This is a genomic window from Corynebacterium sp. 239_CJEI, from assembly GCF_001055995.1.
Taxonomy (GTDB): Bacteria; Actinomycetota; Actinomycetes; order Mycobacteriales; family Mycobacteriaceae; genus Corynebacterium; species Corynebacterium jeikeium_D.
Map to the genome: position 1 here is coordinate 13800 of NZ_JVOW01000019.1, position 23078 is coordinate 36877.

18 protein-coding genes and 1 rRNA gene are annotated in these 23078 nt (G+C 58.1%); 10 read left to right on the forward strand and 9 right to left on the reverse strand.

What is annotated here, in order from left to right; genetic code table 11:
- Positions 1-112: 112 nt before the first annotated feature.
- The gene (locus ADB08_RS05625) at positions 113-2074 is read right to left on the reverse strand and encodes a pyruvate kinase (protein ID WP_049171694.1); all 1962 of its coding nucleotides are present in this window, start codon (positions 2072-2074) and stop codon (positions 113-115) included.
- 138 nt (positions 2075-2212) lie between these two features.
- On the reverse strand, positions 2213-3160 hold the full coding sequence (locus ADB08_RS05630) for an L-lactate dehydrogenase (protein WP_016421677.1): 948 nt from the start codon (positions 3158-3160) through the stop codon (positions 2213-2215).
- Positions 3161-3241: 81 nt separating this feature from the next.
- On the opposite strand from ADB08_RS05630, the gene ADB08_RS05635 reads away from it, so the two are divergent.
- The 3 genes from ADB08_RS05635 to ADB08_RS05645 all read left to right on the forward strand — a co-directional run bounded on the left by ADB08_RS05635 (position 3242) and on the right by ADB08_RS05645 (position 6997).
- On the forward strand, positions 3242-5248 hold the full coding sequence (locus ADB08_RS05635; protein ID WP_239660026.1) for an alpha/beta-hydrolase family protein: 2007 nt from the start codon (positions 3242-3244) through the stop codon (positions 5246-5248).
- Between the two features lie 136 nt (positions 5249-5384).
- Positions 5385-5981, forward strand: coding sequence for a superoxide dismutase (locus ADB08_RS05640; RefSeq protein WP_049171699.1), 597 nt, complete (start codon positions 5385-5387; stop codon positions 5979-5981).
- Positions 5982-6151: 170 nt separating this feature from the next.
- Complete coding sequence (locus tag ADB08_RS05645) at positions 6152-6997, forward strand: crotonase/enoyl-CoA hydratase family protein (RefSeq protein WP_049171701.1); 846 nt, start codon at positions 6152-6154, stop codon at positions 6995-6997.
- 4 nt (positions 6998-7001) lie between these two features.
- On the opposite strand, the gene ADB08_RS05650 is transcribed toward ADB08_RS05645, so the two are convergent.
- Entirely contained in the window at positions 7002-8822 is a 1821-nt protein-coding gene (locus ADB08_RS05650; protein ID WP_049171703.1) for a ribonuclease H-like domain-containing protein, read from the reverse strand.
- A gap of 173 nt (positions 8823-8995) precedes the next feature.
- On the opposite strand from ADB08_RS05650, the gene ADB08_RS05655 reads away from it, so the two are divergent.
- From ADB08_RS05655 to yidC, 4 genes are all read left to right on the forward strand, one after another.
- On the forward strand, positions 8996-9775 hold the full coding sequence (locus tag ADB08_RS05655; protein WP_049171705.1) for a DUF6474 family protein: 780 nt from the start codon (positions 8996-8998) through the stop codon (positions 9773-9775).
- Between the two features lie 160 nt (positions 9776-9935).
- A complete protein-coding gene (locus ADB08_RS05660) occupies positions 9936-11693 on the forward strand; it encodes an alkaline phosphatase D family protein (RefSeq protein ID WP_239660027.1) in 1758 nt (585 codons plus the stop codon).
- A 348-nt stretch (positions 11694-12041) separates the two neighbouring features.
- Positions 12042-12395, forward strand: a complete 354-nt coding sequence (locus ADB08_RS05665; RefSeq protein WP_049171707.1) for a histone-like nucleoid-structuring protein Lsr2 — start codon at positions 12042-12044, stop codon at positions 12393-12395.
- Positions 12396-12591: 196 nt separating this feature from the next.
- Positions 12592-13950, forward strand: a complete 1359-nt coding sequence (gene yidC, locus ADB08_RS05670) for a membrane protein insertase YidC (protein ID WP_049171708.1) — start codon at positions 12592-12594, stop codon at positions 13948-13950.
- Between the two features lie 53 nt (positions 13951-14003).
- Here yidC and ADB08_RS05675 read toward each other — a convergent pair whose 3' ends face one another.
- From ADB08_RS05675 to ADB08_RS05685, 3 genes are all read right to left on the reverse strand, one after another.
- Complete coding sequence (locus ADB08_RS05675) at positions 14004-14624, reverse strand: TetR/AcrR family transcriptional regulator (protein ID WP_048731284.1); 621 nt, start codon at positions 14622-14624, stop codon at positions 14004-14006.
- Positions 14625-14999: 375 nt separating this feature from the next.
- The gene (locus tag ADB08_RS05680) at positions 15000-15293 is read right to left on the reverse strand and encodes a GlsB/YeaQ/YmgE family stress response membrane protein (protein ID WP_049171710.1); all 294 of its coding nucleotides are present in this window, start codon (positions 15291-15293) and stop codon (positions 15000-15002) included.
- A gap of 344 nt (positions 15294-15637) precedes the next feature.
- Positions 15638-16537, reverse strand: a complete 900-nt coding sequence (locus ADB08_RS05685; RefSeq protein ID WP_005510554.1) for a universal stress protein — start codon at positions 16535-16537, stop codon at positions 15638-15640.
- A gap of 297 nt (positions 16538-16834) precedes the next feature.
- Here ADB08_RS05685 and ADB08_RS05690 point away from each other — a divergent pair, with 297 nt between their 5' ends.
- The 3 genes from ADB08_RS05690 to ADB08_RS05700 are packed head-to-tail and all read left to right on the forward strand — an operon-like array spanning position 16835 to position 21324.
- Positions 16835-17866, forward strand: a complete 1032-nt coding sequence (locus ADB08_RS05690; RefSeq protein WP_049171712.1) for a pseudouridine synthase — start codon at positions 16835-16837, stop codon at positions 17864-17866.
- Positions 17867-17883: 17 nt separating this feature from the next.
- The gene (locus ADB08_RS05695) at positions 17884-18678 is read left to right on the forward strand and encodes an ABC transporter ATP-binding protein (RefSeq protein WP_172954627.1); all 795 of its coding nucleotides are present in this window, start codon (positions 17884-17886) and stop codon (positions 18676-18678) included.
- Between the two features lie 21 nt (positions 18679-18699).
- On the forward strand, positions 18700-21324 hold the full coding sequence (locus ADB08_RS05700; RefSeq protein WP_049171715.1) for an ABC transporter permease: 2625 nt from the start codon (positions 18700-18702) through the stop codon (positions 21322-21324).
- A gap of 112 nt (positions 21325-21436) precedes the next feature.
- Here ADB08_RS05700 and ADB08_RS05705 read toward each other — a convergent pair whose 3' ends face one another.
- The 3 genes from ADB08_RS05705 to rrf form a co-directional block, all read right to left on the reverse strand.
- Positions 21437-21880, reverse strand: a complete 444-nt coding sequence (locus tag ADB08_RS05705; protein WP_016421692.1) for a DUF2871 domain-containing protein — start codon at positions 21878-21880, stop codon at positions 21437-21439.
- Positions 21881-21970: 90 nt separating this feature from the next.
- Positions 21971-22726 carry an SDR family NAD(P)-dependent oxidoreductase gene (locus ADB08_RS05710; RefSeq protein ID WP_161798516.1) on the reverse strand — a complete coding sequence of 252 codons (756 nt, stop codon included), beginning with the start codon at positions 22724-22726 and terminating at the stop codon, positions 21971-21973.
- 217 nt (positions 22727-22943) lie between these two features.
- A 5S ribosomal RNA gene (rrf, locus tag ADB08_RS05715) occupies positions 22944-23060 on the reverse strand.
- Between the last annotated feature and the right edge of the window lie 18 nt (positions 23061-23078).

Consider the following 23078-nt stretch of genomic DNA (forward strand, 5'->3'; position numbering starts at 1 on the left):
CAGGGCTCCTCTCGTACGCGCGGCCGGCTTCTTCCGCAGTCTTTTCTCCCACGGTGTTTTTAAGTGCGCTCCCCCTAACCTACCTAAACTAGCCCGGCCCCTACCCCAGCCACTAGTCCGACCAGCTGCGAATCTTCCGCAGCATGATGCGGCTCTTACGCTGCGAACGTCCCATCTTCCGGGCCAGGTTGTTCAAAATGGCGATGGCCTCGGTAATGTGCGGCCCCTTGTTCAGCATCACGCACTCGGCACGCAGGGCGAAGGCCGCATCGGTAATCTCCGCGCGGGACGGCAGGCCGGCCTTGGCCATGTTCTCCAGCACCTGAGTACCCAGAATGGTCGGCACACCGGCTGCCTGCGCCAGCGTCAGAATCTGGCCTGGGACCTCACCCATACGGTCGAAGCCCAGCTCCACAGCCAGGTCACCACGAGCAATCATCAGACCGGACTTGGCGCGCTTCATGCTGGCGATGATGATTCCCGGCAGATTCTGGAATGCCGGAATAGTCTCAATCTTCAGCACAACACCCAGGTTCCGAGCCTTCGACGCCAGGTCCTCGCGGCCCGCAGCCTCATGTTCCGCCGCAATCTCATCGAGCACCTTGTAAACGTACTCAGCATCCCCCTGCGTGCGAATAAAGCTCACCGCAGCAATATCCGCATGCTCCACCACAAAGCGCAGGTGCTCAATGTCTTCGTCGGTAAGCGAATTGAGTGGCAGGTCGGTGTTCGGCAGATTGATGCCCTTATGCGCCGCCAGCGGCTGACCATTCGGCTTCGTACGCAGGACACGCAGCCGGGCATCGACGTGACTATCTTCGCTTGACGACGTCTCGGAGACCTCAACCACCTCAGCGCCGAGCGCACCGTCGTCGAAAAGCACCGGATTGCCCGGCTTCAGAGCCGCCACGGCAGACGGCAGCGAACAGGAGACGCGTGGAATTTCATCGTCAGTGCGTGGAATGGTGGTGATTTCCTCGCGGCTGGTGAGAATAAACTCATCACCGGTGTGGAAGCGCAGCTTTTGCACGGTCGGTGGCACGCCACCAGCGCGCGTGACCTCGTAGTTGCTGCGCAGGTGTGTTCCCTCGGCAATCCAGGCGTTCTTTTCGCCCTCGGCGAGGACAGCCTCGACCTCGCCCTCGGAGTCGGTGTCGATGCGCACAACAGTGAAGTGACGCTTCGCCGAGCGGGAGTCATGCAGCGTAATGACATCGTCAAGCTGCAGCTGTTCCAACCACCCCTGATCTGCTTCCAACGGCAGTGCGGGACGCCCCGGCAAATCGCTCGGAGCTGGCTTGGGGTGCTCATCCAGTCGCGGAGTCAGCCAAATCTTGGACTTGGAGATGACCGTGCCAGCGTCGTCACGCACAACACGGGCGCGCCCCACACGCGGCCCCGGTTCGATATCGCCCGTGCGCAGCTTCGGACCAGCCAGATCCATGGACACGAAGATGCGGCGACCGGCCTTCTCAGCTGCAGCATTGACGTTGTCAATCATGCGGCTCCACTGCTCAGGTCCGTCGTGGGCGCAGTTGATGCGAGCGAGATCCATGCCAGCGGCAGCGAAGCTCTCCACCAACTCTGCATCGTCGGCGGCCTCGGCGGGCAGGGTCACCATAATGTGCGAAGTGACATCCGCGCGCTCCTGACCGAACAGCTCGGTGGCGTTGTTATCCAGGGCAATATCCGCGCGCTCATCGTCGGCAATAATGCGGGCGACATCGATGTCTGAGGTGCGCCCCGCCAGCGCCAACAGCGCGTTGAGAGCGAGCTCAAGGCGCCCCCGGGTGAAAGTCTCCACCGTGGTCAGACTGGTCACGCCGAGGTCGTGCAAGCTGTTTTGCAGCTCACGGATGTCAATTGTGCGCAGGTGTGCGTAGTGCAGCAGGTTTTCCGCGTGCCGACGGCGCTCTTCCGGCACCTCTGCGAGCAGTGCAGAAGCCTCCACCGAGACGTCGTCCAACTCTGTGATCAGATCAGTGACCTTGCTGATGAGGTCATCCAGACGCGGTACGGCCGCGCCGCTTTCAGTGTTGTCAGTTGCTGTGTCTTGAGGGCTCTGCGCTGCCATAGAGAAGGCACTCCTGTGTTGAAGACGAAGCGTTGGCCAGAGTCGGCCACGCGGGCCAATAGAAGGTGGGCATTCTCATTCTCAAATGAGACGGCCGAAAGCGCATGTCGAGAAGACATCTACTCTCGCTACCAGCAGTTACTTCCAGAATGGATCCTGCACATCTCGGAGCGTCTGAATGGACTTGTCCAGCTGCTTCTTTTCGTATTCGTCCAGCTCAAGCTCGATAACGCGGCGAATTCCTCGACGGTTCACAATGGCTGGTGTTCCGATGAACACGTCCTCATGACCGTATTCACCTTGCAAGTATGCGGAGACCGGCAGAGCTACCTCTTGGTTCTGGAAAATGGCGCGCGTAATGCGGGCCAGCCCCATACCGATTCCGTAGGAAGTGGAGCCCTTGGCATCGATAATCTCGTAGGCGGCATCACGGGTTCGGATGAAGATGTCCTCCAGCTCGTCGTGAAGCGCGGGGTCGGCGGCGAGGCGCTTGGACAGACTGACGCCTGCAACGTTGGCGCTGGACAACACCGGCAGCTCGGAGTCGCCGTGTTCACCAATGATGTATGCGTGCACGCTCATCGGGGAAACATCGTAGTATTCACCCAGCATGTAACGGAAACGTGCGGTGTCCAGGATGGTGCCGGAGCCGAAGACACGGTTGTGTGGCAGCCCGGAGTACTTCCACGCGGCGTATGTGAGTACGTCGACGGGGTTGGAGGCGATCAGTAGGAGCCCATCAAAACCGCTGGCCATGACGGAATCGACGATGGACTTCATAATTTTCATGTTCTTGTCCACCAGCTGTAGGCGAGTCTCGCCGGGCTTTTGTGCTGCGCCTGCACAGATGACTACCAGCGCGGCATCGTCACAGTCGGCGTACGTGCCCTGAGTGACTTTGGTGCGCGACGACGCCCACACGACGCCATGGTTTAAGTCCATGACGTTGCCCATCGTCTTCTTTTCGTCGATGTCAATGATTGCCAAATGGTCGACAGTGCCTTGGTTGACCAGTGAGTACGCATATGCCACGCCGACGTCGCCAGCGCCGATCAGCACGACCTTATTTCCTGTGGATAGCTTCATAGCCCTCGGATCCTTCTCAACCGATTCGGAAAACGTTGCGACACCCCACAGGCTACGCTTTGTGCGGAAAACTGGCGCGAGATGAATAAACCCCGTGGAAAAAATTTTGCCATGATGGGAGTTATGGGATTCCTGCGTCGCGCATTTACTTCGATTGCGCCCTCGATTGCGTCTACGGGCAACACACCTGTAGCTCAGCCAATCGAAACCACCAGGACAGTGCGAGCTGCACGAGCAGCGCGAACGGGAATTACAGGAGTCGCTGGCACAGCTGGCATGGCCAAAGCGCTGGGCGCAGTCGGCACCGGCAGTCTGATGGCGACCAAAGTCTTTCGCGAACGTCTCCTAGGTACCGGCCCTGGCACTAACCGCAGCGCACTGCGAGCGGGCATTCCCTCCAACCCCGGTCTAATTGGTGCAGAAATTGCGTCATGGGCTGCCTTTAGCCCCTCGCTGATGCCGCGTACTCGGATCGCCACCGTTACTGTGACCTTCCTGGCACAGCTGGCGGGCCATGTCACCGGGGTGGCTATCGGCTATGGCTACAACACGACGATGCGGCGTCTGGCCAGCACTCCGCTCAGCCGCTTTGCGCCGGCACCTCGACACGAGCGCGCACTGGCCGTGACCTGGCATGTTGCCACCACGGCCACCACCGCGGCGCTGTGGCTGCGCTCCATTTCCCAGCAGCGCGAAATTGGCCGCCTGGTGGGCAAGGATGAGCAGGAATCCGCACGCAGCCAGTTCGCCTCCACAATGATTGCCAGTGGTCTCTACCTGACCACTCGGGGGCTCTCCGCGCTGGCCAATCGCGGCTATGACTTACTGCGGGACAACCTCCGCCCCTGGCTGCCGCGCGGTCTCGCCCCGGTTCTCAGCGGTGCCATCGTCGGTGGTGCCGTGGCCGCCAGCATTGATCGACTGCTTATCCGTCGGACTTTGGAGTCCATCGCCAAGAAGTCCCGATACCTGAATACCCTGGTAGTTCCAGGCCGCATGCAGCCCTGGGAGCCGGAACGTTCCGGGAGTCCATGGTCTTTGGAGCCGTGGTACGCACTCGGCGCCGAGGGGCGCGTCTTCGTCGCCGAAGGCCCCCGTGCCCGAGATTTGGCGGTGGTCACTGGCAAGCCGCTCTCCGAACTGCAGGAACCCATCCGCATTTATGCGGGCAAGGTGCCAGGTCGTTCTCTGCGGGAACAGGCGGAGCTCATCATCCGCGAGATGCACCGCACCGGCGCGTTTCGGCGCGATCATCTGGTTGTCTTCACCACCACCGGCACCGGTTGGGTGCCACCGTGGTCGGCGCAGGCTGCAGAGTTCTTGACCCTTGGCAACTGCGCCACTGTCGCTCTGCAGTACTCTGACCTCCCCTCCCCAGTGGCATGGCTAACGGACCACGAAACCCCAATCGCGGCTGGCCACACCCTTATCCATCGGGTGTTGCAGGAAGTCGACAAGATGCCGGAGAACGACCGGCCAAAGGTCTACGTCGCCGGTGAATCCCTCGGCGGGTTTGGCGGTCTCGGCGCATTCGAGAATTCCGCTGACATGCTCGCACGCGTCGACGGTGCTGTCTGGACGGGCGCACCACAGTTCTCCGCGATGTGGAAAGAGCTGACGCACCGTCGGACAAAGGGGTCTCCGGAAATCGCTCCAGTCATCGACGAGGGGCGAAACATCCGCTTCGCTACGCGCCCCGACGAGCTGTACCACTCCTTCTATGGCACCAAGTTCGGGCCGTGGGAATTCCCGCGCGTCGCATTCCTGCAGCATGCCTCTGACCCCATCGTTTGGTGGGATTACCCACTGGCCTGGCGCCGCCCCGACTGGCTTGCAGAGCGCGTCGGCCGCGATGTTCTCCCCTCCATGCGCTGGCATCCGTTCGTCACCTTCTGGCAGGTGCTTATCGACGGCCTCGCCTCCGTCACCGTCCCCGGTGGTCACGGCCACCGGTACGAGGAAGAAATGTTGCCAACGTGGGCTTCCATCCTCGACATTCCGCTTGACGACGACCTGGGTGGCGCAGCCGGAATGCGCTTCAAGCGCGTGAGTAAGTGGATTCGCCGCACTCAGCCGCCGCGTTCATAAACTTGTGACAGATATCCCTGAACAGCATTTTTTATGAATTTCGCATTAATTGTATTGCTTAAATGGTTGCGCATCCACTCATCTTGAGTACCATCGACGGCACAACCTAAAAACGTGTTGAGGAGGAATTTTCCTAATGACTAAGTACGAACTTCCTGCGCTGGATTACGCTTACGACGCTCTGGAGCCGCACATCTCCGGCGAGATTATGGAGCTGCACCACAGCAAGCACCACGCTAATTACGTCAACGGCGCCAACGCTGCTCTGGAGAAGCTCGCTGCTGCTCGCGAGTCCGGCGACTTCGCAGCTGTTACCGGCCTGTCCAAGGACCTGGCCTTTAACCTGGGTGGCCACACCAACCACTCCCTGTTCTGGAAGCTGCTGTCCCCGAACGGTGGCGGCCAGCCGACCGGTGAGCTGGCTGAGGCTATCGAGCGCGACTTCGGCTCTTTCGAGAAGTTCCAGGCTCACTTCAACGCTGCTGCTCTGGGCCTGCAGGGCTCCGGCTGGGCTGTTCTGGGTTACGACACCATTGCAGAGCGCCTGGTTATTGAGCAGATGACGGATCAGCAGGGCAACCTGTCCATCAACCTGAAGCCGGTTCTGCTGCTGGATATGTGGGAGCACGCTTTCTACCTGCAGTACAAGAACGTCAAGGCTGACTACGTCAAGGCTGTCTGGAACGTCTTCAACTGGGATTACGCTGCAGAGCTGTTCGCAGCTGCCAAGTAATTTCAGCTAACAGCGCGCGGCTTTTTACGCGTCCCTGCCGCGCGCTAAAGATGGCTTACCGGCTCGCTGACGGGGCTTACCCTCAGCGGGTCGGTTTTTTATGTCTTGTTTGAGACCACTTTTGGTATTTCCCGGGCGGCACACGTAGCCGTCGTTTAGCGTTAGTGCCCATGAACACCAGCAACAATGTCAACGTCGCCTATGAACACCTCGCCGTAGCTGATTCAGAGGCGGCGAAAATCGCTGTCGTCAGTTTGGACCGTGGAGACAAACTCAACGGTCTAACACTTGAGATGCTGACCGAGCTGTCCGCCGTCGCCCGGAAACTGGCAGCTGACCGTGATCTGCGTGGCGTAATCCTACGTGGCGAGGGCAAATCGTTTTGCGCTGGACTCGATTTCGCCTCGGCATTTAAGAAGCCCTCGCGCATTCTGCGCTCATTCGTCCCCGATATCCACGGCACGAACCTGTTCCAGCGCGCCTGCTGGGACTGGCGACGCCTGCCGGTGCCGGTCATTGCGGCGGTGCATGGGCACTGCTACGGCGGTGGTCTACAGATTGCACTAGGTGCTGATTTTCGCATTACTACGAGCGATGCCAAGTGGTCAATCCTCGAAGCGAAGTGGGGACTGATTCCGGATATGTCCGGTATGCGAACCATCCTCGATGAGGTCAGCGCCGATACTGCACGTTGGCTGACCATGTCTGGCGAAGAACTCAACGGCAAGGAAGCAACTGAGATCGGTCTGGCGACGTGGGCCGTGGACACGGAAGACGCTGCACTTGAGCTGTCCAAGGAGAAGTTGGCACAGCTGGCGACACGCTCGCCGGATCAGCTGGCGGCGACGAAGCGGCTTTTCCGCGATGTGCACCGCTCCCCTCGCTCAACATTCCGCGCCGAGCGCACACAGCAGTTGCTGCTGTTAGCCCGCAAGAACACGGTCATTATTCGCAATGCTGCGATGAAGAAGGTCTCACCTAAGTTCGCCCGGCGCGGCATGTGGGCGCGTGGTTAGCGCGCTAAGGAACCGGCAGGTCATCCCCATGCGGCAGGTCCGCGGCCGCGCGCTGTGAATCCAGCCAGTCGCGGACGTGGGCTACCGATCGGCAGTCATCGCCGTTGTAGCGCAGCAGCATGGCGCGAGCCTCGGCTTGCGTGAGTTTTTCAAAGGACTGTTCCGCGACAAAGTCGAGGTCAGTGGCCGTCGCAATGCGATACAAATCCAGCGATGCCTCGCCGTCAACATCGGCGTCGCGCCAGTGGAAGCCCGACCACGGGGCCACGACTTTAAGCCCCATGCCGACGGTGGAGAGGATCTGGCGACGGGCGACCTTCAGCATGTCCACCCAGTCCTCCGAGGCAATGAACTTGTCTACTTCTTCGCGGGTCGGCACCCGCACAATCTTTGTCGGGCCAGCTGCCTCGGAACTGGAACCAGCCGCATCGCCTGTAGCCAGCTCCGCCGAATCTGCGGGCACCACAAATTCCTGGCCGCCGAACCGGGTGGCGCTCTGACGCAGCCAATAGTTCTCACCCTCTGCCGCCCAGCAATAGGCGCGGAAGGTCTTGCCTTGTTCATGCGCCGCATTTCGACGACGCATCAGGTAATCCCAGAAAATCGCAAAGTTCCTGGCCTCTGCCGTGCCACCGAGCCCTTCTGGCCCCGGTGGCTCCCAGGTGATAAACCCGCGGTAGTCCTCCCCAGGCACCCACGTTCCCCACAGGTAGGCGCCATCGTTGGGGTACGCCTCCATATCGATATCCATCTCAATATCGCCACGCGGGGCCGATGTCTTAGCGGCTACCCGGAGCGCGTCGACGTCGGCAAGCCGCGCCCTCGCCATCCACACCTGCTCCTTGCTGACGTGCGGAGTGTTGGTACTGGCCTGCGCCAGTGCCATGACTGTGTCGATGCCCACACTGCGCAACCGCATGGACTTATCCCCAGGTAGGAGGAGGGAAATATCGTCACTTGCGGTCAGCTCATCCAAGCAAAGGTCGTGGTGACGGCAGGTTCGGCACTCCCGGATGCGCCGTGGCGCCAGCGGCCAGGTGCCTGGCGTAAACCGTGACGGTCGCCCCTGAGTGGCAGCGACGGCATCACGCGCGTCCCGCAACGCCATCCGGTACGAGGCCACGCGCGAACCTTCATCGGCAATGACAATATGCCGTGTATCCAGGTTCATCCCGGTGGCACTAATCGCCCCCACCAGACCACAGGACACGCCCAGGCGGTGCAGTATCGCCGCTGCCTGCCCAAGCTTCACAGCATCGGGTCCGTAATGCCGTAGCTTCCACTCGTCCGTGACAACCATCGCCTGACGCAGGGTCCGCCCCATCACGCCAGCACGCCCGAGCCGATCAACGCCCAGCAGTCGCACCTGCATCGCCGCCGCACGCGCCGCATTGCTTGACGACGGCTTACGCCGCCGGCCCGGTTTGCGCGCAGAAAGCAGGTGCCGTGTGACAACCAGGACCGGCATGTACGTCGGTGAGGTCGTCTGTGGTGAATCATCGACCTTGACCAGCAGATCGGGGTGGCAAATCTCGTCGATTCCCGAGTACACCCCACCGGGAATCGGACGCTCATGCATGAGCACGCCACCGGCGATGACGCTTTCTCCGCGGGCGATGGCCTCAAGGGTATCCAGGTGAGCGTCCGGCCCCGGGGCCACTGTGTACAGGCCGGGGATGGACGCGATGGACGTCGGCAAGCGGTGCTCATGATGAGAAGCAGGTTCGACTAGCCGCCCCTCGCGGAGGTCGAGGCTCAGCCGGTAGCGGCAGCCGATGAGGTCGCTCGCGTGGAGAAGCGGGCGCGAAACGGATGAATCAGTCACAATGAGAATTAGCGTATCGCCACTCGGTAGGAAGTTTCACGTTAAGCTTGGATAGCAAGAATCGTGATGCAGCCACTGCATCTGGCAAGCGCACTCCGGCGCGGTGGGGTTTACGGGTTTTCCGCCCCACTTTTCCGGAGGGACTATCTGCGAGCAACTAGGCGAAGGAAAAAATGAGCTTCTTGGGTGACATCCGTGAGCGTCGGCGCGAAACCGCCAAGCAGGTGAAGGCTGCCAAGGCGAAGGCTAAGGAAGAGGCTCGCCACGCAGCTCGACTTAATCGCAAGGCACATAAGGCTGAGGTCAAGGCCGCTAAGCGCGACCAGAAGCACCAGCACAAGCTGGAGCTGAAGGAGGCCGCTGGCCGCGTTCGTTCTGAGGAAAAGCTCGGTAAGAAGGAACTCAAGCTGGAAAGCCGTGCTCTGAAGCGCGCGGAGAAGATCCGCAAGGCAAGTGCCAAGGACGAGAAGAAGGCGCTGGCCGCCAAGCAGCGTCACCAGACCAAGATGGCCGAGAAGATCCTGCAACAGCAGCGCAGCCAGGGCTTCAACAAGGACAAGGCAAAGTCGTGGATCGGTGGCGCACGCCTGCTGGTACCGGTGCTGGTTCCGCTGGCCTACCGCGCCATCACTGCCATTCAGCGCCGTGAACACTCTTCGGCCGCGCAGAAGTTCGGTGTTTCCGCTAATGATGCCGCTCGTTACCAGGGGCACGGTGCGCCGCTGCTGGCCCGCATTGAGGCCACTCGTGGTTCACTGACAGAGCTGCGTAAGTCGGGTGTCAAGGGTACCGATGGTTTTATCAAGGACGCCAACTCGCGTCTGGATGTCATGACTGACGCCATTAACACTGCCGAGAAGATGACCCCGGAGCAGCGTCGTCGCGCACACCACTCCATTACCGCAGAGCTGGATTCTCTGGATCGCCAGATCATTTCGGAGCTGGGCGCGTAAACCTGGCCGCTTCGGGTTAAGGCCACTCGCCGAGATTCGTCGAACTAAGCGCGACTGTTGTTGAGCAGCAATAGTCGCGCTTTCGCTCTTAGTACCCCCGTATCGGGCTATTTTCTCCCTCCGATGGCGCTACGGACTGAGAACTACTGTAATGAGGGCTATGCCATCTTCAGATAAATCTCAGACTGCAGCCTCGGATCTGAACGGCGCAGTCTCGAACAGCGACGCAACAGCCCAAAAGCCATTCACCCCTACTCGTCGTGCCGTACTGCGTGCCGGCGCTACCGGTGCTGCTGCTGGTGCCATCGGCCTAGCGACCGCTACTAGTGCGGGGGCCAATCCTGAGTCGCAGTCCTCAGCTAATGCTGGCGGTTCTGGTGGTTTTCAGGTCTTCCAACACGGTGTGGCCTCTGGCGATCCACTGCCGGACTCCGTTCTTATCTGGACTCGTGTGACATCGCACCCTGGCGACACCGCAGGTGCAAACCAGGGCCGCCCTGTTGCACTGAAGTGGGAAGTCGCTTCTGATGAGGGCTTCGGCAACATCGTTGCCTCTGGTGCCCTGAACACCGACCCGGATGCTGACAACACCGTCAAGATCGATGTCAAGGGTCTCTCCGCTAATTCCTACTACTTCTACCGCTTTACCGTCACCGCTGGTAATCACGCGGGCCAGGTTTCCCCGATTGGCCAGACTCGCACTGCGCCGCCGGTGAACTCCTCGCCAGATCACCTGGGCATCGCGCTGACTTCCTGCGCTAACTGGGAAAGTGGCTTCTTCTCCGCTTACCGCGATATGGCGGAAAATGACCGCATCGACATCATCATGTGTGTCGGTGACTACATCTACGAGTACGAGGCCGGTGGCTACTCCGGCAAGGGCCCGGTTCGTGACCACAAGCCGGCTCACGAGATCATTTCTCTCGCTGACTACCGCCTGCGCTACGCCACCTACCGTACCGATGCGGACCTGCAGGAAGCTCACCGCGCAAAGCCGTGGATTGTGACCTGGGACGACCACGAGGTCGCCAACGATGATTGGCACAGTGGCGCTGAGAACCACGACCCGGAGACCGAAGGCGACTACATTGCCCGCCGCGACGCCGCTATCCAGGCGTACCTGGAGTGGCTGCCGGTTCGCGCGGTCCCGTTCTCCCAGGGCGGAAAGCTCTACCGCAGCTTCCGTTTCGGCGATCTCGCCGACCTGACCATGCTGGACCTGCGCACCTACCGTGACCAGCAGCTGAAGTTCATCCGCGCTGGCGAGACCGATGATGAGAACCGCTCCATGCTCGGCTCTGAGCAGTTCAATTACCTGCTCGGCCAGTGGCGTTCCTCGAGCGCAAAGTGGCGTGTCGTGGGCAACTCCGTCATGTTCACTCCGGTGCTGGTTCCGCCGCTGGATCCGGAGGCCACCCGCGCTGTCACCGAGCTGCTGAGCTTGCCTCAGGACGGCCTGCCGTACAACTTGGATCAGTGGGATGGCTACGCTGCTGAGCGTCGTAAGCTGATCAACATCATGGATAAGGAAGGCTACGACAACGTTGTCTTCCTCACCGGCGATATTCACTCCTCCTGGAACTGCAACGTACCGAAGGTCCCGGGCGAGTACCCGAGTGCCGGCATTGCCGCTATTGAGATTGTCTGTACTTCCGTCAGCGCCCCGAATATCGATGACATTGTGAAGCTGCCTCAGGACAACCCGATTTCCTTGGCTGCTACCGCTGGACTCAAGGCTGCGAACCCGTACGTCAACTACCTCGAGTTCGACCGCCACGGCTACACTGCCGTCTACTTCGGCCGCGAGGACGTTACCTCTGAGTACCGCCTTGTCGAGGTCAAGGAAGAACCGAACCAGCCGCTTTTCGTCGCCGCTACCTACCGCGGCAAGCCGGGTCAGGGCATGACCCAGGCTTAAGCGCCTTCTCGTCCTTTCGCTTTACGACGACTACCGAGAGCGCACCCCGCATTGCGCCCTCAGTGGCGTAGTTGCTGTTCACGACGGCCCTGCACAACATGCAGGGCCGTCTTTTTATTACCCCAAGTTCTTGTGCACAATTAATCGAATTATTAACAAACCATGTATTCAATATAAGTTGCACAATCGAGCTCAATTATCGTCAATAGACATTAAATTTCTTTGCACTTATACTGTGGGGGAAAGAAAAAAGGGCTCGATATTAATTTGAAGTTTCACCGTATTGAAGTTTCACTGTAAGCCTTCTTCATTATTACAAGTTCAGCACCAAGCTTAGGCAGGGATTCTATGGCACGCCGCGAACTAATTCAGTACATCGACGACCTCGATGGGACTCCGCTTGATTCCGCAGATCACCAAGTCGTTCGTTTCTCTTTCCGCGGTAAGAACTACATTCTCGACCTCTCTCAGGAAAATGCAGAGAAGTTCGAGCAGGTATTAGAATCGTATATTGCGAAAGCTTCCATTGATCACAGCACGGTTGTAGCTCCGCGTAAGCGCTCTTCCGCTAATCCCAATGCCGCTGAGGCCCGTGATCGCAATCGCAAGATTCGCCAGTGGGCACGAGAGAATGGCATGGATGTTGCAGACCGTGGTGCGCTGCCAAAGCACATTATTGAAAAGTACGAGAGCGCTAACTAGTTCTCACCCAGGTCCGTTTGCCTTCCACTGGGTTTCACCCAGCTTTACTATCTTTAAAACAGGGTCCCGCCACAGCGGGGCCCTGTTTTAAAGTTGGGGCAGGTAATTCGAGTCGCTAGGATAGCGGCTGGAATTGGCACACCGGCCTCATCCGGTTGTCTTACTTTTCTTATCCTTGACATGGAGGAGTCGGCCCGTGGTCATTTTGGAACCATTCGTTTGGCTGGTCTCGTTTGTCCTTAAGGCGTGGCACCTTTTACTGGCCTCAGTGTTTCACCTGCCGTCTTCTCTGTCCTGGACGCTTTCTCTCTTCCTGCTGGTGTTTACGGTGCGTGGCGCTTTAGCGTTTCTCGCGTTCCAGCAATTTATCTCGGCGCGCAAGACAGCCAACCTACGGCCGCAGCTTTTTATGCTCAAGGAGCGCTACCGCAGGAGCATCGAGCCGAACTCGCCACAATACGTAAACTTTGCCAGCAAGGAAATGCGCAAAGCAGAGGGGATTAAGACCTCCGTAATGCTGGCGCCCCTCTTCGTCCAGATTCCCGTGATTATGGGCCTTGTTCGCATGCTGAGGCACATGCTGCGGGCGTCTGAGGGGCCTGGGCTGCCTGCGTCTCATAATGTCGGATTCATCTCTAAGGATGAGATCTCCGACTTTCTGAGCGCGACATTCTTGGGACAGCCTCTACCCGCATATCTGCGCATGGACCCGGAGCAACTGCAAATCCTCGGGGGCAATCATGATTCGCTGTTAACTTTCTGCATTATCGGCATCGTGGCAGCGGCCTTTTTCACCGGTTTTAACTTGGTCGTTTCCTACCGCCGGTTGCAGCGCACTCTCGACTATTCCAATAGCGTCAGTGTATTCCTCAGCAAATTCATGCGCGTAATGCTTATCTACGCACCGCTGATGATCCTCTTCGCGGGTTTCTTTGGCCCAACACCTGTGGCTCTAATTGTCTACTGGGTCACCAATAACTTCTGGACACTGACCCAAAATATCATTCTCACCCGCTATGTGGAAAAGACCTACCCGCTCACGGACGATTTCCGAACTCTTCAAAACCACCAAAAGGGTGAATACGAATCGGAGCGGGAAGAAAAGAAGAAGTTAAAGCAGGCCAAGCGTCACTTTTATATCAAATCCGCATTCGCTCCGTGGAAGATAAAGCAGCATAAGAGCGAATATGCCGCTATTGAGAAGGAATCGCGGGACCGCCGTAAAGCAAAGCAGGAAGAAGAATATGCCCAGGCTTTGAAAATTGCGAAGGTTCGCTACATGGTGACCCAGATGCGGCCTGGTGCTCAGGACAATTTGCCATCCCTGACGCAGGATATGAAGATTTCCTCGGGTATAGTTCCGCCGCTTCCCGGCCTGGCTAAAGTGCGGGACGACATGAAACGACAAGCCGAGAAAGCGCAAAAAGCACAGAAACGGCCGAAGCCAATTCTGATTGCAAAGAACCTGGGAATGCTACTCGGCCAGAATACGAAGAATATGGTTAAGAAAGCCACCGGCTCAAAGGAGTCGGACTGGAAACGCTTCCGAGATTAGCCCGCGAGTAAAAAGGCAAGAACTACGACGCGTTAAAAAAGGGAATTAAGTATTTACGTGACCAGGTCACGGGCCAGGTCGCGCGCCATCTGCAGCGGGTTCAGGTCTTTGGACATCTTGGCACCCGCGAGGCCGCCGTCGAGGTAGAGCAACAGCATATTTGCGTGAGCAGACGGCATACTAGATTCATTTTCAGTCAGCAGCGTGTGTAGCTGTTGCCAAACCCAGGAACGGTGATCGGCTGCGGCCTGACGGATGTCCTGCTCCGACTCCGTTTCCGGCCGCGGATATTCACTAGCCGCATTCTGGAAGTGTGAACCACGGAAGTCGATTGCCGGCTGCTCCGCAATACACTGATCAAAGAACGCGAGAATCTTCTCCGCCGGGGTATCCAACGAGGCCACTCGCTGCTCCCAAGCCTCCCGCCATTTGGCGTCGAGGTCTTGCAGATATGCAATGACTAGCTTGTCCTTGGATCCAAACAACGAATACAGGCTGGCTTTGGCCACATCAGCTTCCCGCAGGATGCGGTCAATGCCGACAACGCGGATACCCTCTGTTGTAAACAGAGTTGTCGCTGATGCCAGGAGGCGCTCCCGCGGACTGGGGCGGTTACGACGGCGAGAGGAAGCGCGGCCGCCTTTTGCGCCCTTGCCCGTTGTCGCTTCTGCCACGGCAGTACCTCTCGTCCTTCCAAAGTCACACCCCGTTCTAACAGCTGCTTACTCGCAAACACCGGCATTAGCGCCATTGCTTTCAGAGCACTGAACAGGGCGTTCATAGTCTGTGATATTCCATTGTAGGCGTATCTGCGACTGTGATTTTGTAAAAGAACAAACTAGTCAGTCTTTCAGCCTCTAGTCCTACTTTAGCGTGCGATGATTGCCGCCCCCAACAGATGTCACGACAATCGCAGAACGCCAACGTCACGACAACCGCACAACAAAAAGGGCATCTCAATGTTGATGAGATGCCCCGCGCTCTAGCTCACTATCCAGTAGATAGCAGCGTTACGACGCTTCGTGCATAGTCGCGCTGTTTTGCTTGGCTTACTTGCGCTTTTGAACCAGGCCGACAATCCACAACAGGATCACGGCGCCGAGCAGACAGGTGAGGAAGCTGAAGAACTTTCCGCCACCGGCGACATCAACGCCGAACAGGGTGAGCAGCCAACCGCCCAAGAAACCACCGACGATACCAACGACGATATTCAGGACGACGCCCATCTGTTCATCGGTGTTCATGATCTTAGAGCCGATCCAGCCGGCAAGACCACCGATGATAATCCAGCTGATGAAGCCCATCGTGGGACTAAAGGAGGCAGCAAGAAGAATCTCGTTCATGATAGATATTCCTTTCCCGAAATCGTTCTGACTCAACTATAAGTCTTTCCGAAAACTCTTGCATACACTGCAAGCACTATCAGGCCATTTCGGCCACTGAGAAACTAGCGAGATAACAGTCGGATAGCCACAGGAAAACTCTTATAAAATCTGCACTTTCTGCATGAAAACAGGGTTTATGCAGACGAGAGGCCTCATTTGGATAAACCGAAGCCGGCCCCGACACCTGTCGGAAACCGGCTAGGTTCTACTTATAAATATTCGGTAACGGTTTCTACTCTCGGCGCTAACCGCGCCTCGACGACCGCCGCCGGCGTCTTTTCTCAGCCCCCTCGAAGGGCGCTTTAGGCGTCAGTCTCCGGGCGGACGACCATCATCGGGCAAGCAGCCGCCTGCAGGAGTGCACGCGAAGTGGAGCCGAGCAGCATGCCCTTGAAACCTCCGCGGCCGTGGCTGCCGACGACCAGCAGCTGCGAGCCTTCCGAGGCATCAGCCAGAGCACGAACCGGGCGGTCGCGGGTAACAACCTTCTTGATGGCCACTTCCGGGTACTTCTTAGCGTACTTCTCCAGACGGTGGCCGAGCAGAGCCTTCTGCTCCTCTTCCACAACCTGCCACTGGCTCTGAGCTGCAGAAAGGCCAGCCAGGGAAGCCTGTACCTGCATATCCATCCAGGTATGAACTGCAATCAGCTCGGCACCACGGGCATCGGCCTCACGGAATGCGTACTCCGTTGCCTTTTCGGAAATATCGGAGCCATCGACACCGACAACGACAGGACCGTACTTGGTCTCATCGGTGACCAGGTTGTCCTCGCGGACAACAACAACCGGGCACGATGCGTGGGAAACAACAGCGGCGGAAACCGAACCCATGACCATGCCAGAGAGCCCACCCAGACCGCGAGAGCCCATAACCACCATGGTTGCCTGCTCAGACAGGTCGAGCAGCATGTCAATCGGGCTGCCCTCTTCAATCTGGTGGCTGACATCTACTGACGGTGCGAAGTCGAGGGCAATCTTCTTGGCCTCGTTAATCTTCTCCAGGGTCTCGGCCTCAAGATCGTCGTAAAGCTCCTGCGGCGGAACCATGCCCTCTGCGTAGAGGAACTGCGGCATGGAGTAGCTGCTGACCAGACGGAGCGGCTCACCGCGCTTCACTGCGGTGTTAGCGGCCCACTTGACGGCGGTCTTGGATGCCTCCGAGCCATCGACCGCGCACACAATGATGTTCTGCCTTGGCATTGATTGCCTCCTTATTATGCGATCCATAAAAATTGGCTCTCCGCGGCCCGACCGCAACGCAGCTACACCTATCGCACCTGCTTGGACGCCATTTTAATGGACAAGCTTTGCTATTTAGTCAACTCTTCCGAGCCAACCCTTTTATTACTTTCACCTCCACCCTACCCCCATTATGTTGCGACCGACAGGGCAGAATGTTGTCCACCTACGCCATTAGGGGCGGTACCAACACAGCCCTGCGCCAGCAGCTCCGCTTGCCCGCCGGGTGAATCCGGGGCACCTGTTAAAGTCAGCCGTATGCGTCGCATGCCACTGCCCATTCGCGATGGGCTCAACCCCTCCCGCATCGCCGCTCCCGGGCGTCGTGGCGATGCCCCCACCCGTGCGTGGGATCTGCTCGCAGGCGCTATCGCAGGTCAAACCTACCGCCACCCAGACGATGATGAAGCGGCTGTGGCCAAGCGTTTTGCAGATGGGCTCGTCGTTCGCGCCAACTCAGTGCCCTACAGTCCAGATGACATGGTGAAGCCCGGCGCGGAAATGTGGTTTTACCGCACCCCGGCACCGGAGCGCACAATCGCGGGGCCGATGCCGATTGTCTTTCAAGATGACAACCTTGTGGTCGTCGACAAGCCGTCGTTTTTGGCAACGATGCCGCGCGGCCGACACATTACGGAAACTGCTGTGGTTCGCCTGCGGCGGGAGCTGGGTAATCCGGAGTTGGTTCCCGCGCATCGCCTCGACAGGCTGACGTCGGGGTTGCTCATCTTTACCGCCCGGCGCGAGGTTCGCGGCGCCTACCAGGGGCTTTTCGCATCGGGGGAAGTCACTAAGCGCTACCACGCACTGACGTCGCCTACACCCATCGCTGGCGCGGCCAGCGAAGCCCTGCCCGAGACCCCACTGGAATTGCGCACACGACAGCACAAAATTGCTGGCCAGATGCAGGCTTATACTCTCGAGGGCGAGCCAAACGCCCACACCATCATCGAGCGCATTTCGCTTGTCGACGTGCCTTCGGACGCCGACGGCCTCGCTGCCGACAGTGGTCGCGTTGCGCTGTGGCAATTGAAGCCCATCACCGGACGCACTCATCAGCTGCGGCTGCACTTGAGTGAACTGGGCTTTCCCATCCTGGGTGACCAGTACTACCCGGAGATTCTGCCGCTGGAGGCCGAGAATACCTCGGAGCCCCTGCACCTGGTCTGTGTTGAAATGAGTTTCGCTGACCCCGTGACTGGGGAACAACGAACGTTCCATTCCCGTCGCAGCGTTTTCAATCCGCTTTCGCTGCCGGATATTAATTCGCCGTTGATCAAATCTAATTAGAAGAGAGCCCCTCCCCCATGTCTGCCAAGCATGCAAAACGCCCCACCAAATCATCCGCTGAGTCTTCTTTGAAGCATTCCGCCCCACCAGCGGCGGCCTACGCTGAGGGGCTCACCAAGAAGTACGGTGTCGGCAATGCCGCTGTTACTGCACTGGACCATGTCGATATCTCTTTTGCCGCTGGTGAGTTCACCGCGATCATGGGGCCGTCCGGGTCGGGTAAGTCGACATTGATGCACTGCATGGCCGGCTTGGACTCCGCGACGTCGGGAAGCGCGTACATCGGCACGACGGAACTGTCGAAGCTGTCGGACAAGGAGATTACGGCGCTGCGGCGTGACCGCCTGGGCTTTGTGTTCCAGTCCTTCAACTTGGTGCCGACGTTGACAGCGGCGGAGAACATCACCCTGCCTATCAATATCGCTGGTCGTAAGGTGGATAAGCAGTGGTTCGAGGAAATCACCACGCGCCTCGGGCTTAAAGAACGGCTTACGCACCGCCCCTCGGAACTGTCCGGTGGCCAGCAGCAGCGTGTCGCCTGTGCGCGTGCCATTGTCAGCCGGCCGGAGATCATCTTTGGAGATGAGCCGACGGGCAACTTGGACTCGAACTCATCCCGTGAGGTGTTGACGATTCTCCGCGATGCGGTTGATGACATCGGCCAGACCGTTGTCATTGTGACGCATGATGCCACCGCCGCGTCCTACGCAGACCGTGTTGTGTTCCTCGCGGATGGCCGCGTGGTTGACGAGCTTCGCAACCCCACGCCCGCCGATATTTTGGCGCGCATGGCAGATATTGAGAATCTTTAGGAAGGCAGGTCATCTCTCCCCATGGCATCATCGTCTTCCACGCTAAGCCGCGTCGCCTGGCGTAATATCACCTCGCACAAGTTGCGCCTCGTGCTCACAATTATTTCGGTCGTGCTGGGCACAGCCTTCATCACCGGCGCATTTGTGTTCACATCATCGCTGGACAAGGCCTTTAAGGGCGCAATGAGTACCGCTTATGACGGTGTCGACGTGGTGGTGACGGCCCCAGCTGACAATCCCGGTGCTCTCACCGAAGAAACCGCGCAGGAAATCGAAAGCTTCCCCGGGGTCCGAGCCCTCAACATTGGCGATCCCAACAACAGCATTACGGCCACAGGAGCCGACGGCAAGCCGATTCAAACCAATGGTTCGCCATCGATGGGTCTTCCCTACTATCCAGCGGCCGAAGCGGTGGGCAACAAGGTCACGGTTACCGAGGGGCACGCGCCGGAAACACCAGGTGAGGTGGTCGTCAACTCCACCACCGCCGAACTCGGCAACCTCCACGTCGGCACTGAAATCAAAGTGGCCACCCGCCTCGATCGGGCGACGGTGAAGGTTGTCGGCATCGCTGATACCTCCATCGACGAAACCGGCTACCTCGCGGTCTTTTTCACCCAGAATCAGTGGCGCAAGCTCTACGGCGCGGACAGCCATATGGACATGTTCACCCTCGCCGCCGATTCCACCACTGACGCTGCCACGCTTACCCGTGATGTCGCAGAAGCATTCCCCGAGCTCAAGGTAGAGGCAGGCTCTAAGCTCGCCGAGGAGGCCTCCGAACGTGTCTCCTCTGCCTTAAGCTTTGTCAACTACTTCCTCATCGCTTTCGGGCTCATCGGGCTGCTTGTGGGCATCTTCATCATCTCCAATACTTTCACCATGCTGGTCACTCAGCGCATGAAGGAGTTCGCTCTCCTCCGCGCCCTCGGTGCTTCACGACGACAGCTCACTGCGTCCGTCCTCTTGGAGGCATTCATTGTTGGCCTCATCGGTTCCGCACTAGGTGTCATCACGGGATTTGGGCTGAGCCAGGGGCTATTCATGCTTCTCGATGCCATGAGTATCTCCATGCCCGGCGATGGCCTGACATTCGAACCGGTGGCAGTCATCGTTCCTCTCCTTGTCGGCGTGGCCATCACCATGATCGCCGCCTGGACGCCGGCCGCCCGCGCTGGCGCGGTCCCTCCTGTAGAAGCCATGCGCTCTGGGGATCAAACAACCAGCAATAGCCTCAGTGCTAGGACGTGGACCGGTACTGTGCTGGCGTCCGCCGCGATCGCAATCATTGCCTGGGCATTGCAGTGGAACGACGCAGAAACCAAGATTCGTGCCATCTTCGTTGGTGTCGGAGCAGTGATGGCCGTAGCCTCCGTCTGGCTTGTCGGCCCCGCGCTGTCCATGCCTCTGATCGGAGGACTGGGGCGCGTCGTAGGTGCGCCTTTTGGAACCGTCGGCAAGCTTGCGGCGACGAACTCCCACCGCAATCCGCGCAGAACGGGAACCACATCGTTTGCACTGACGCTCGGGCTTGCGCTGGTGACTGTGATTGGCATGTTCGGTGTGTCCATGAAGGAGGCGGTCAATGAGTGGTCAGAGACCAATCTGACGGCTGACTTCGTGCTCTCGCCACCTCTGACCGCGCATTCGGCCCTGCCACTTGGGGTCGAGGATGCGGTGAAGGATATCGATGGTGTCGACGACACCGCAACCTTGTCGATTGGCGCGCTACTGGTAATCCCACCTGAGGAAGCCGCCACGATGATAGCTTCCGACGGCGAACAAACTGAAGTCGGACCGGAATCTAGTAATGCGTCGGTTTTCAACTCCAACGTCGGCAAATGGTACGGCACTCGCGCCATCCAGGGCTCCCTGGATCTGGCCAAGCCGGATGCGGGAATTGTCATCAGCGAATCAACAGCGAAAAAGAATAGTTGGAACGTTGGCACTGAACTCGCAGTTGTTTCCAAAGGCGGCATAACACGGCTCCCCGTCACCGGCATTTTTGCTGACACAAGTGATCCCGGCCAGTCGATTATGGTCTCCGACGAAGCCGCCCATAAATATGTCAAAAGCAGCCACCTGTTGCCTTTCCAGACCTACGTCGATATTTCTGATTCCATCGCGGCAGACAGCGGCTCCATGGATGAAATGAAGCAAAAGCTTAGCGACGCAGTTGCGGACTACCTCGTAGTACAGGTGATGACTGCTAAGGAGTTTGCGGGTCTGGCTAATGCCTCTATCGATGTCATGCTGGGAATCGTCTACGCTCTGCTGGCCCTGGCGGTCATCATTTCGATTCTGGGAATTATCAATACTGTCGCACTCTCAGTTGTCGAGCGCCGCCAGGAGATTGGCATGCTTCGGGCCGTCGGCCTGCAACGCTCGGGGATTCGCCGGATGATTCGCCTGGAATCTGTGGAAATCTCCATTTTCGGCGCGGTTGTAGGTATTGTCCTCGGCTTGTTCCTCGGCTGGTCACTTCTGACCGTGCTGAAGGATGAGGGCCTGAATACTATCGCGGTACCGTGGCTGCAGATCGTTCTCATGCTGCTTGGGTCTGCGCTTGTGGGCATTATTGCTGCTCTCGGCCCTGGTCAGAAAGCCGCGAAGACACCGCCCCTGGCCGCTATCGCAGACGAATAGCCGCCGCTATATGAAAGCGCCCCGTGCAGATATTGTTTCTGCACGGGGTTTCTATTTCGCCTTATCGCCTACGCCGAATCAGCAATCCAGCTCACGCATTTCCACTGGAAATTCACACGGCCGCGTTGGCCTTGCGAACCTCGCGTTCACGATTCTTCAGCGCCTTATTGAGAAGCATAAAGAACCACACAAAGCCGACCGTCAGGATAATGTGGCCGAGTCCTGCAATTCCCGAGTACATCGCACCCCAGGCCTCCGGGCCTGAAACAACGTGCACGATACCGTTAGCCACCATCATGCCAATCGTCCAAACAATGCCGACATTCTGAACGATGAACCAGCGATCAAAGCCCTTGACAGCTGAAATATTGAATTGACCATCCAATGCCAGCGCAACCAAGAAAAAGATTGTGCCAAGAACAAGGAAATGCGTGTGCAGCGTATTGAGCTGCGTTTTATCCCCGAAATCCATCGCACGGGTAAATTCACGATAGAAAACGCCAGAAAACAGACCAAGACCGAGATACACCGAAGCAGCTGTGAATAACTTACGCATACTTCGTAGCCTACTCAGATAACGCTGGCTTCTAAACGGACCAAACCCAGGGGGTTAAACGAAAGTTTGATTCCGCGAATCTAGACGGCCTCAAACTAACCGCGCGAATCGAGCCACCACACGTTTCGGCACAGTTTTGGATAGGGCCATCACCAGGCCATATAGGCCGGGCGCTACCTCCGCCCGACCCCTCTCCGCTCCACGTAACGTGCGCTCCACTAGATAATTGAGATTCTGCTCCGGCATGAGACGCAACTTCACCGACTTCGCCTGCTTCACGACGTCCCGTAGCGCCTTGGTCTTAACCTTTCCCGGGTAGCAAATAGTTACAGTTACACCATTAGGTTTCAATTCCTCTCCAAGGCAGATACCCCAGTGCCGAATAAACGCTTTCGATGCTGTGTACACCGCCAGCCCTGGAGTTGGTGCTACAGCTGAGATCGATGAAACGAAAATGATGTGGCCGTTCTTTTCGAATAAATCGTTTAGCGAGTAAACCGCTGCGACCGTACCGCGAATATTCGTCTGTATCATTTGATCAGCCTGCGAAAAATCCTGGGTTTTAACATCGCCATAATTCGCATACGCGGCATTGAGGATTAAATAAACTATCGTCGCGTGATGGCGGTCAACATGATTCCGGAGTTTATCGCCAAAATCATCATCGGACTGATCTAGACAAAGATATCGAAGACGAGGACCTTGCCTCTGCGAGAACTCAGCGTCTTCACCGGAAGAATCATCGTTGTAGCTACGAGAAACACACCAAATTTCATCTAGGTCTGGACGTAGCTGCCCAAGTCTATCGGCAAAGACGGCGCCTATGCCCCGAGATGCTCCAGTCACGATTCCCACTCGCATGAATTCCAAGATACAGCCGACTGAGTCGAGCAATTAAAACGGCGCCGACGTAGCGCGCCGCATAGGAATAAGCAAACGAACAAAAAATGTCGCACTAAAACGCGAGTTAATTCTGTTTACCTGTGGGTAAAACAAAAGTGGGCCGCAGCACCCAACCCCACACAAGGGGCAAGGCAACCACGACCCACAAACAAGATTATTATGCCGGCGGCGACCTACTCTCCCACACCCTCCCGAGTGCAGTACCATCGGCGCTGGTGGACTTAGCTTCCGGGTTCGGAATGGGACCGGGCGTGACCCCACCGCTAACACCACCGACAAAAACCAGGCAACAACC

Coding starts and splice junctions, on each gene's coding strand:
- ADB08_RS05630 (WP_016421677.1), bottom strand. CDS start 3,160: ATGAAGCTATCCACAGGAAATAAGGTCGTGCTGATCGGCGCTGGCGAC.
- ADB08_RS05685 (WP_005510554.1), bottom strand. CDS start 16,537: ATGCCAAGGCAGAACATCATTGTGTGCGCGGTCGATGGCTCGGAGGCA.
- ADB08_RS05665 (WP_049171707.1), top strand. CDS start 12,042: ATGGCACGCCGCGAACTAATTCAGTACATCGACGACCTCGATGGGACT.
- ADB08_RS05635 (WP_239660026.1), top strand. CDS start 3,242: ATGAATAAACCCCGTGGAAAAAATTTTGCCATGATGGGAGTTATGGGA.
- ADB08_RS05640 (WP_049171699.1), top strand. CDS start 5,385: ATGACTAAGTACGAACTTCCTGCGCTGGATTACGCTTACGACGCTCTG.
- ADB08_RS05695 (WP_172954627.1), top strand. CDS start 17,884: ATGTCTGCCAAGCATGCAAAACGCCCCACCAAATCATCCGCTGAGTCT.
- ADB08_RS05705 (WP_016421692.1), bottom strand. CDS start 21,880: ATGCGTAAGTTATTCACAGCTGCTTCGGTGTATCTCGGTCTTGGTCTG.
- ADB08_RS05680 (WP_049171710.1), bottom strand. CDS start 15,293: ATGAACGAGATTCTTCTTGCTGCCTCCTTTAGTCCCACGATGGGCTTC.
- ADB08_RS05655 (WP_049171705.1), top strand. CDS start 8,996: ATGAGCTTCTTGGGTGACATCCGTGAGCGTCGGCGCGAAACCGCCAAG.
- ADB08_RS05690 (WP_049171712.1), top strand. CDS start 16,835: ATGCGTCGCATGCCACTGCCCATTCGCGATGGGCTCAACCCCTCCCGC.
- ADB08_RS05625 (WP_049171694.1), bottom strand. CDS start 2,074: ATGGCAGCGCAGAGCCCTCAAGACACAGCAACTGACAACACTGAAAGC.
- ADB08_RS05700 (WP_049171715.1), top strand. CDS start 18,700: ATGGCATCATCGTCTTCCACGCTAAGCCGCGTCGCCTGGCGTAATATC.
- ADB08_RS05645 (WP_049171701.1), top strand. CDS start 6,152: ATGAACACCAGCAACAATGTCAACGTCGCCTATGAACACCTCGCCGTA.
- ADB08_RS05660 (WP_239660027.1), top strand. CDS start 9,936: ATGCCATCTTCAGATAAATCTCAGACTGCAGCCTCGGATCTGAACGGC.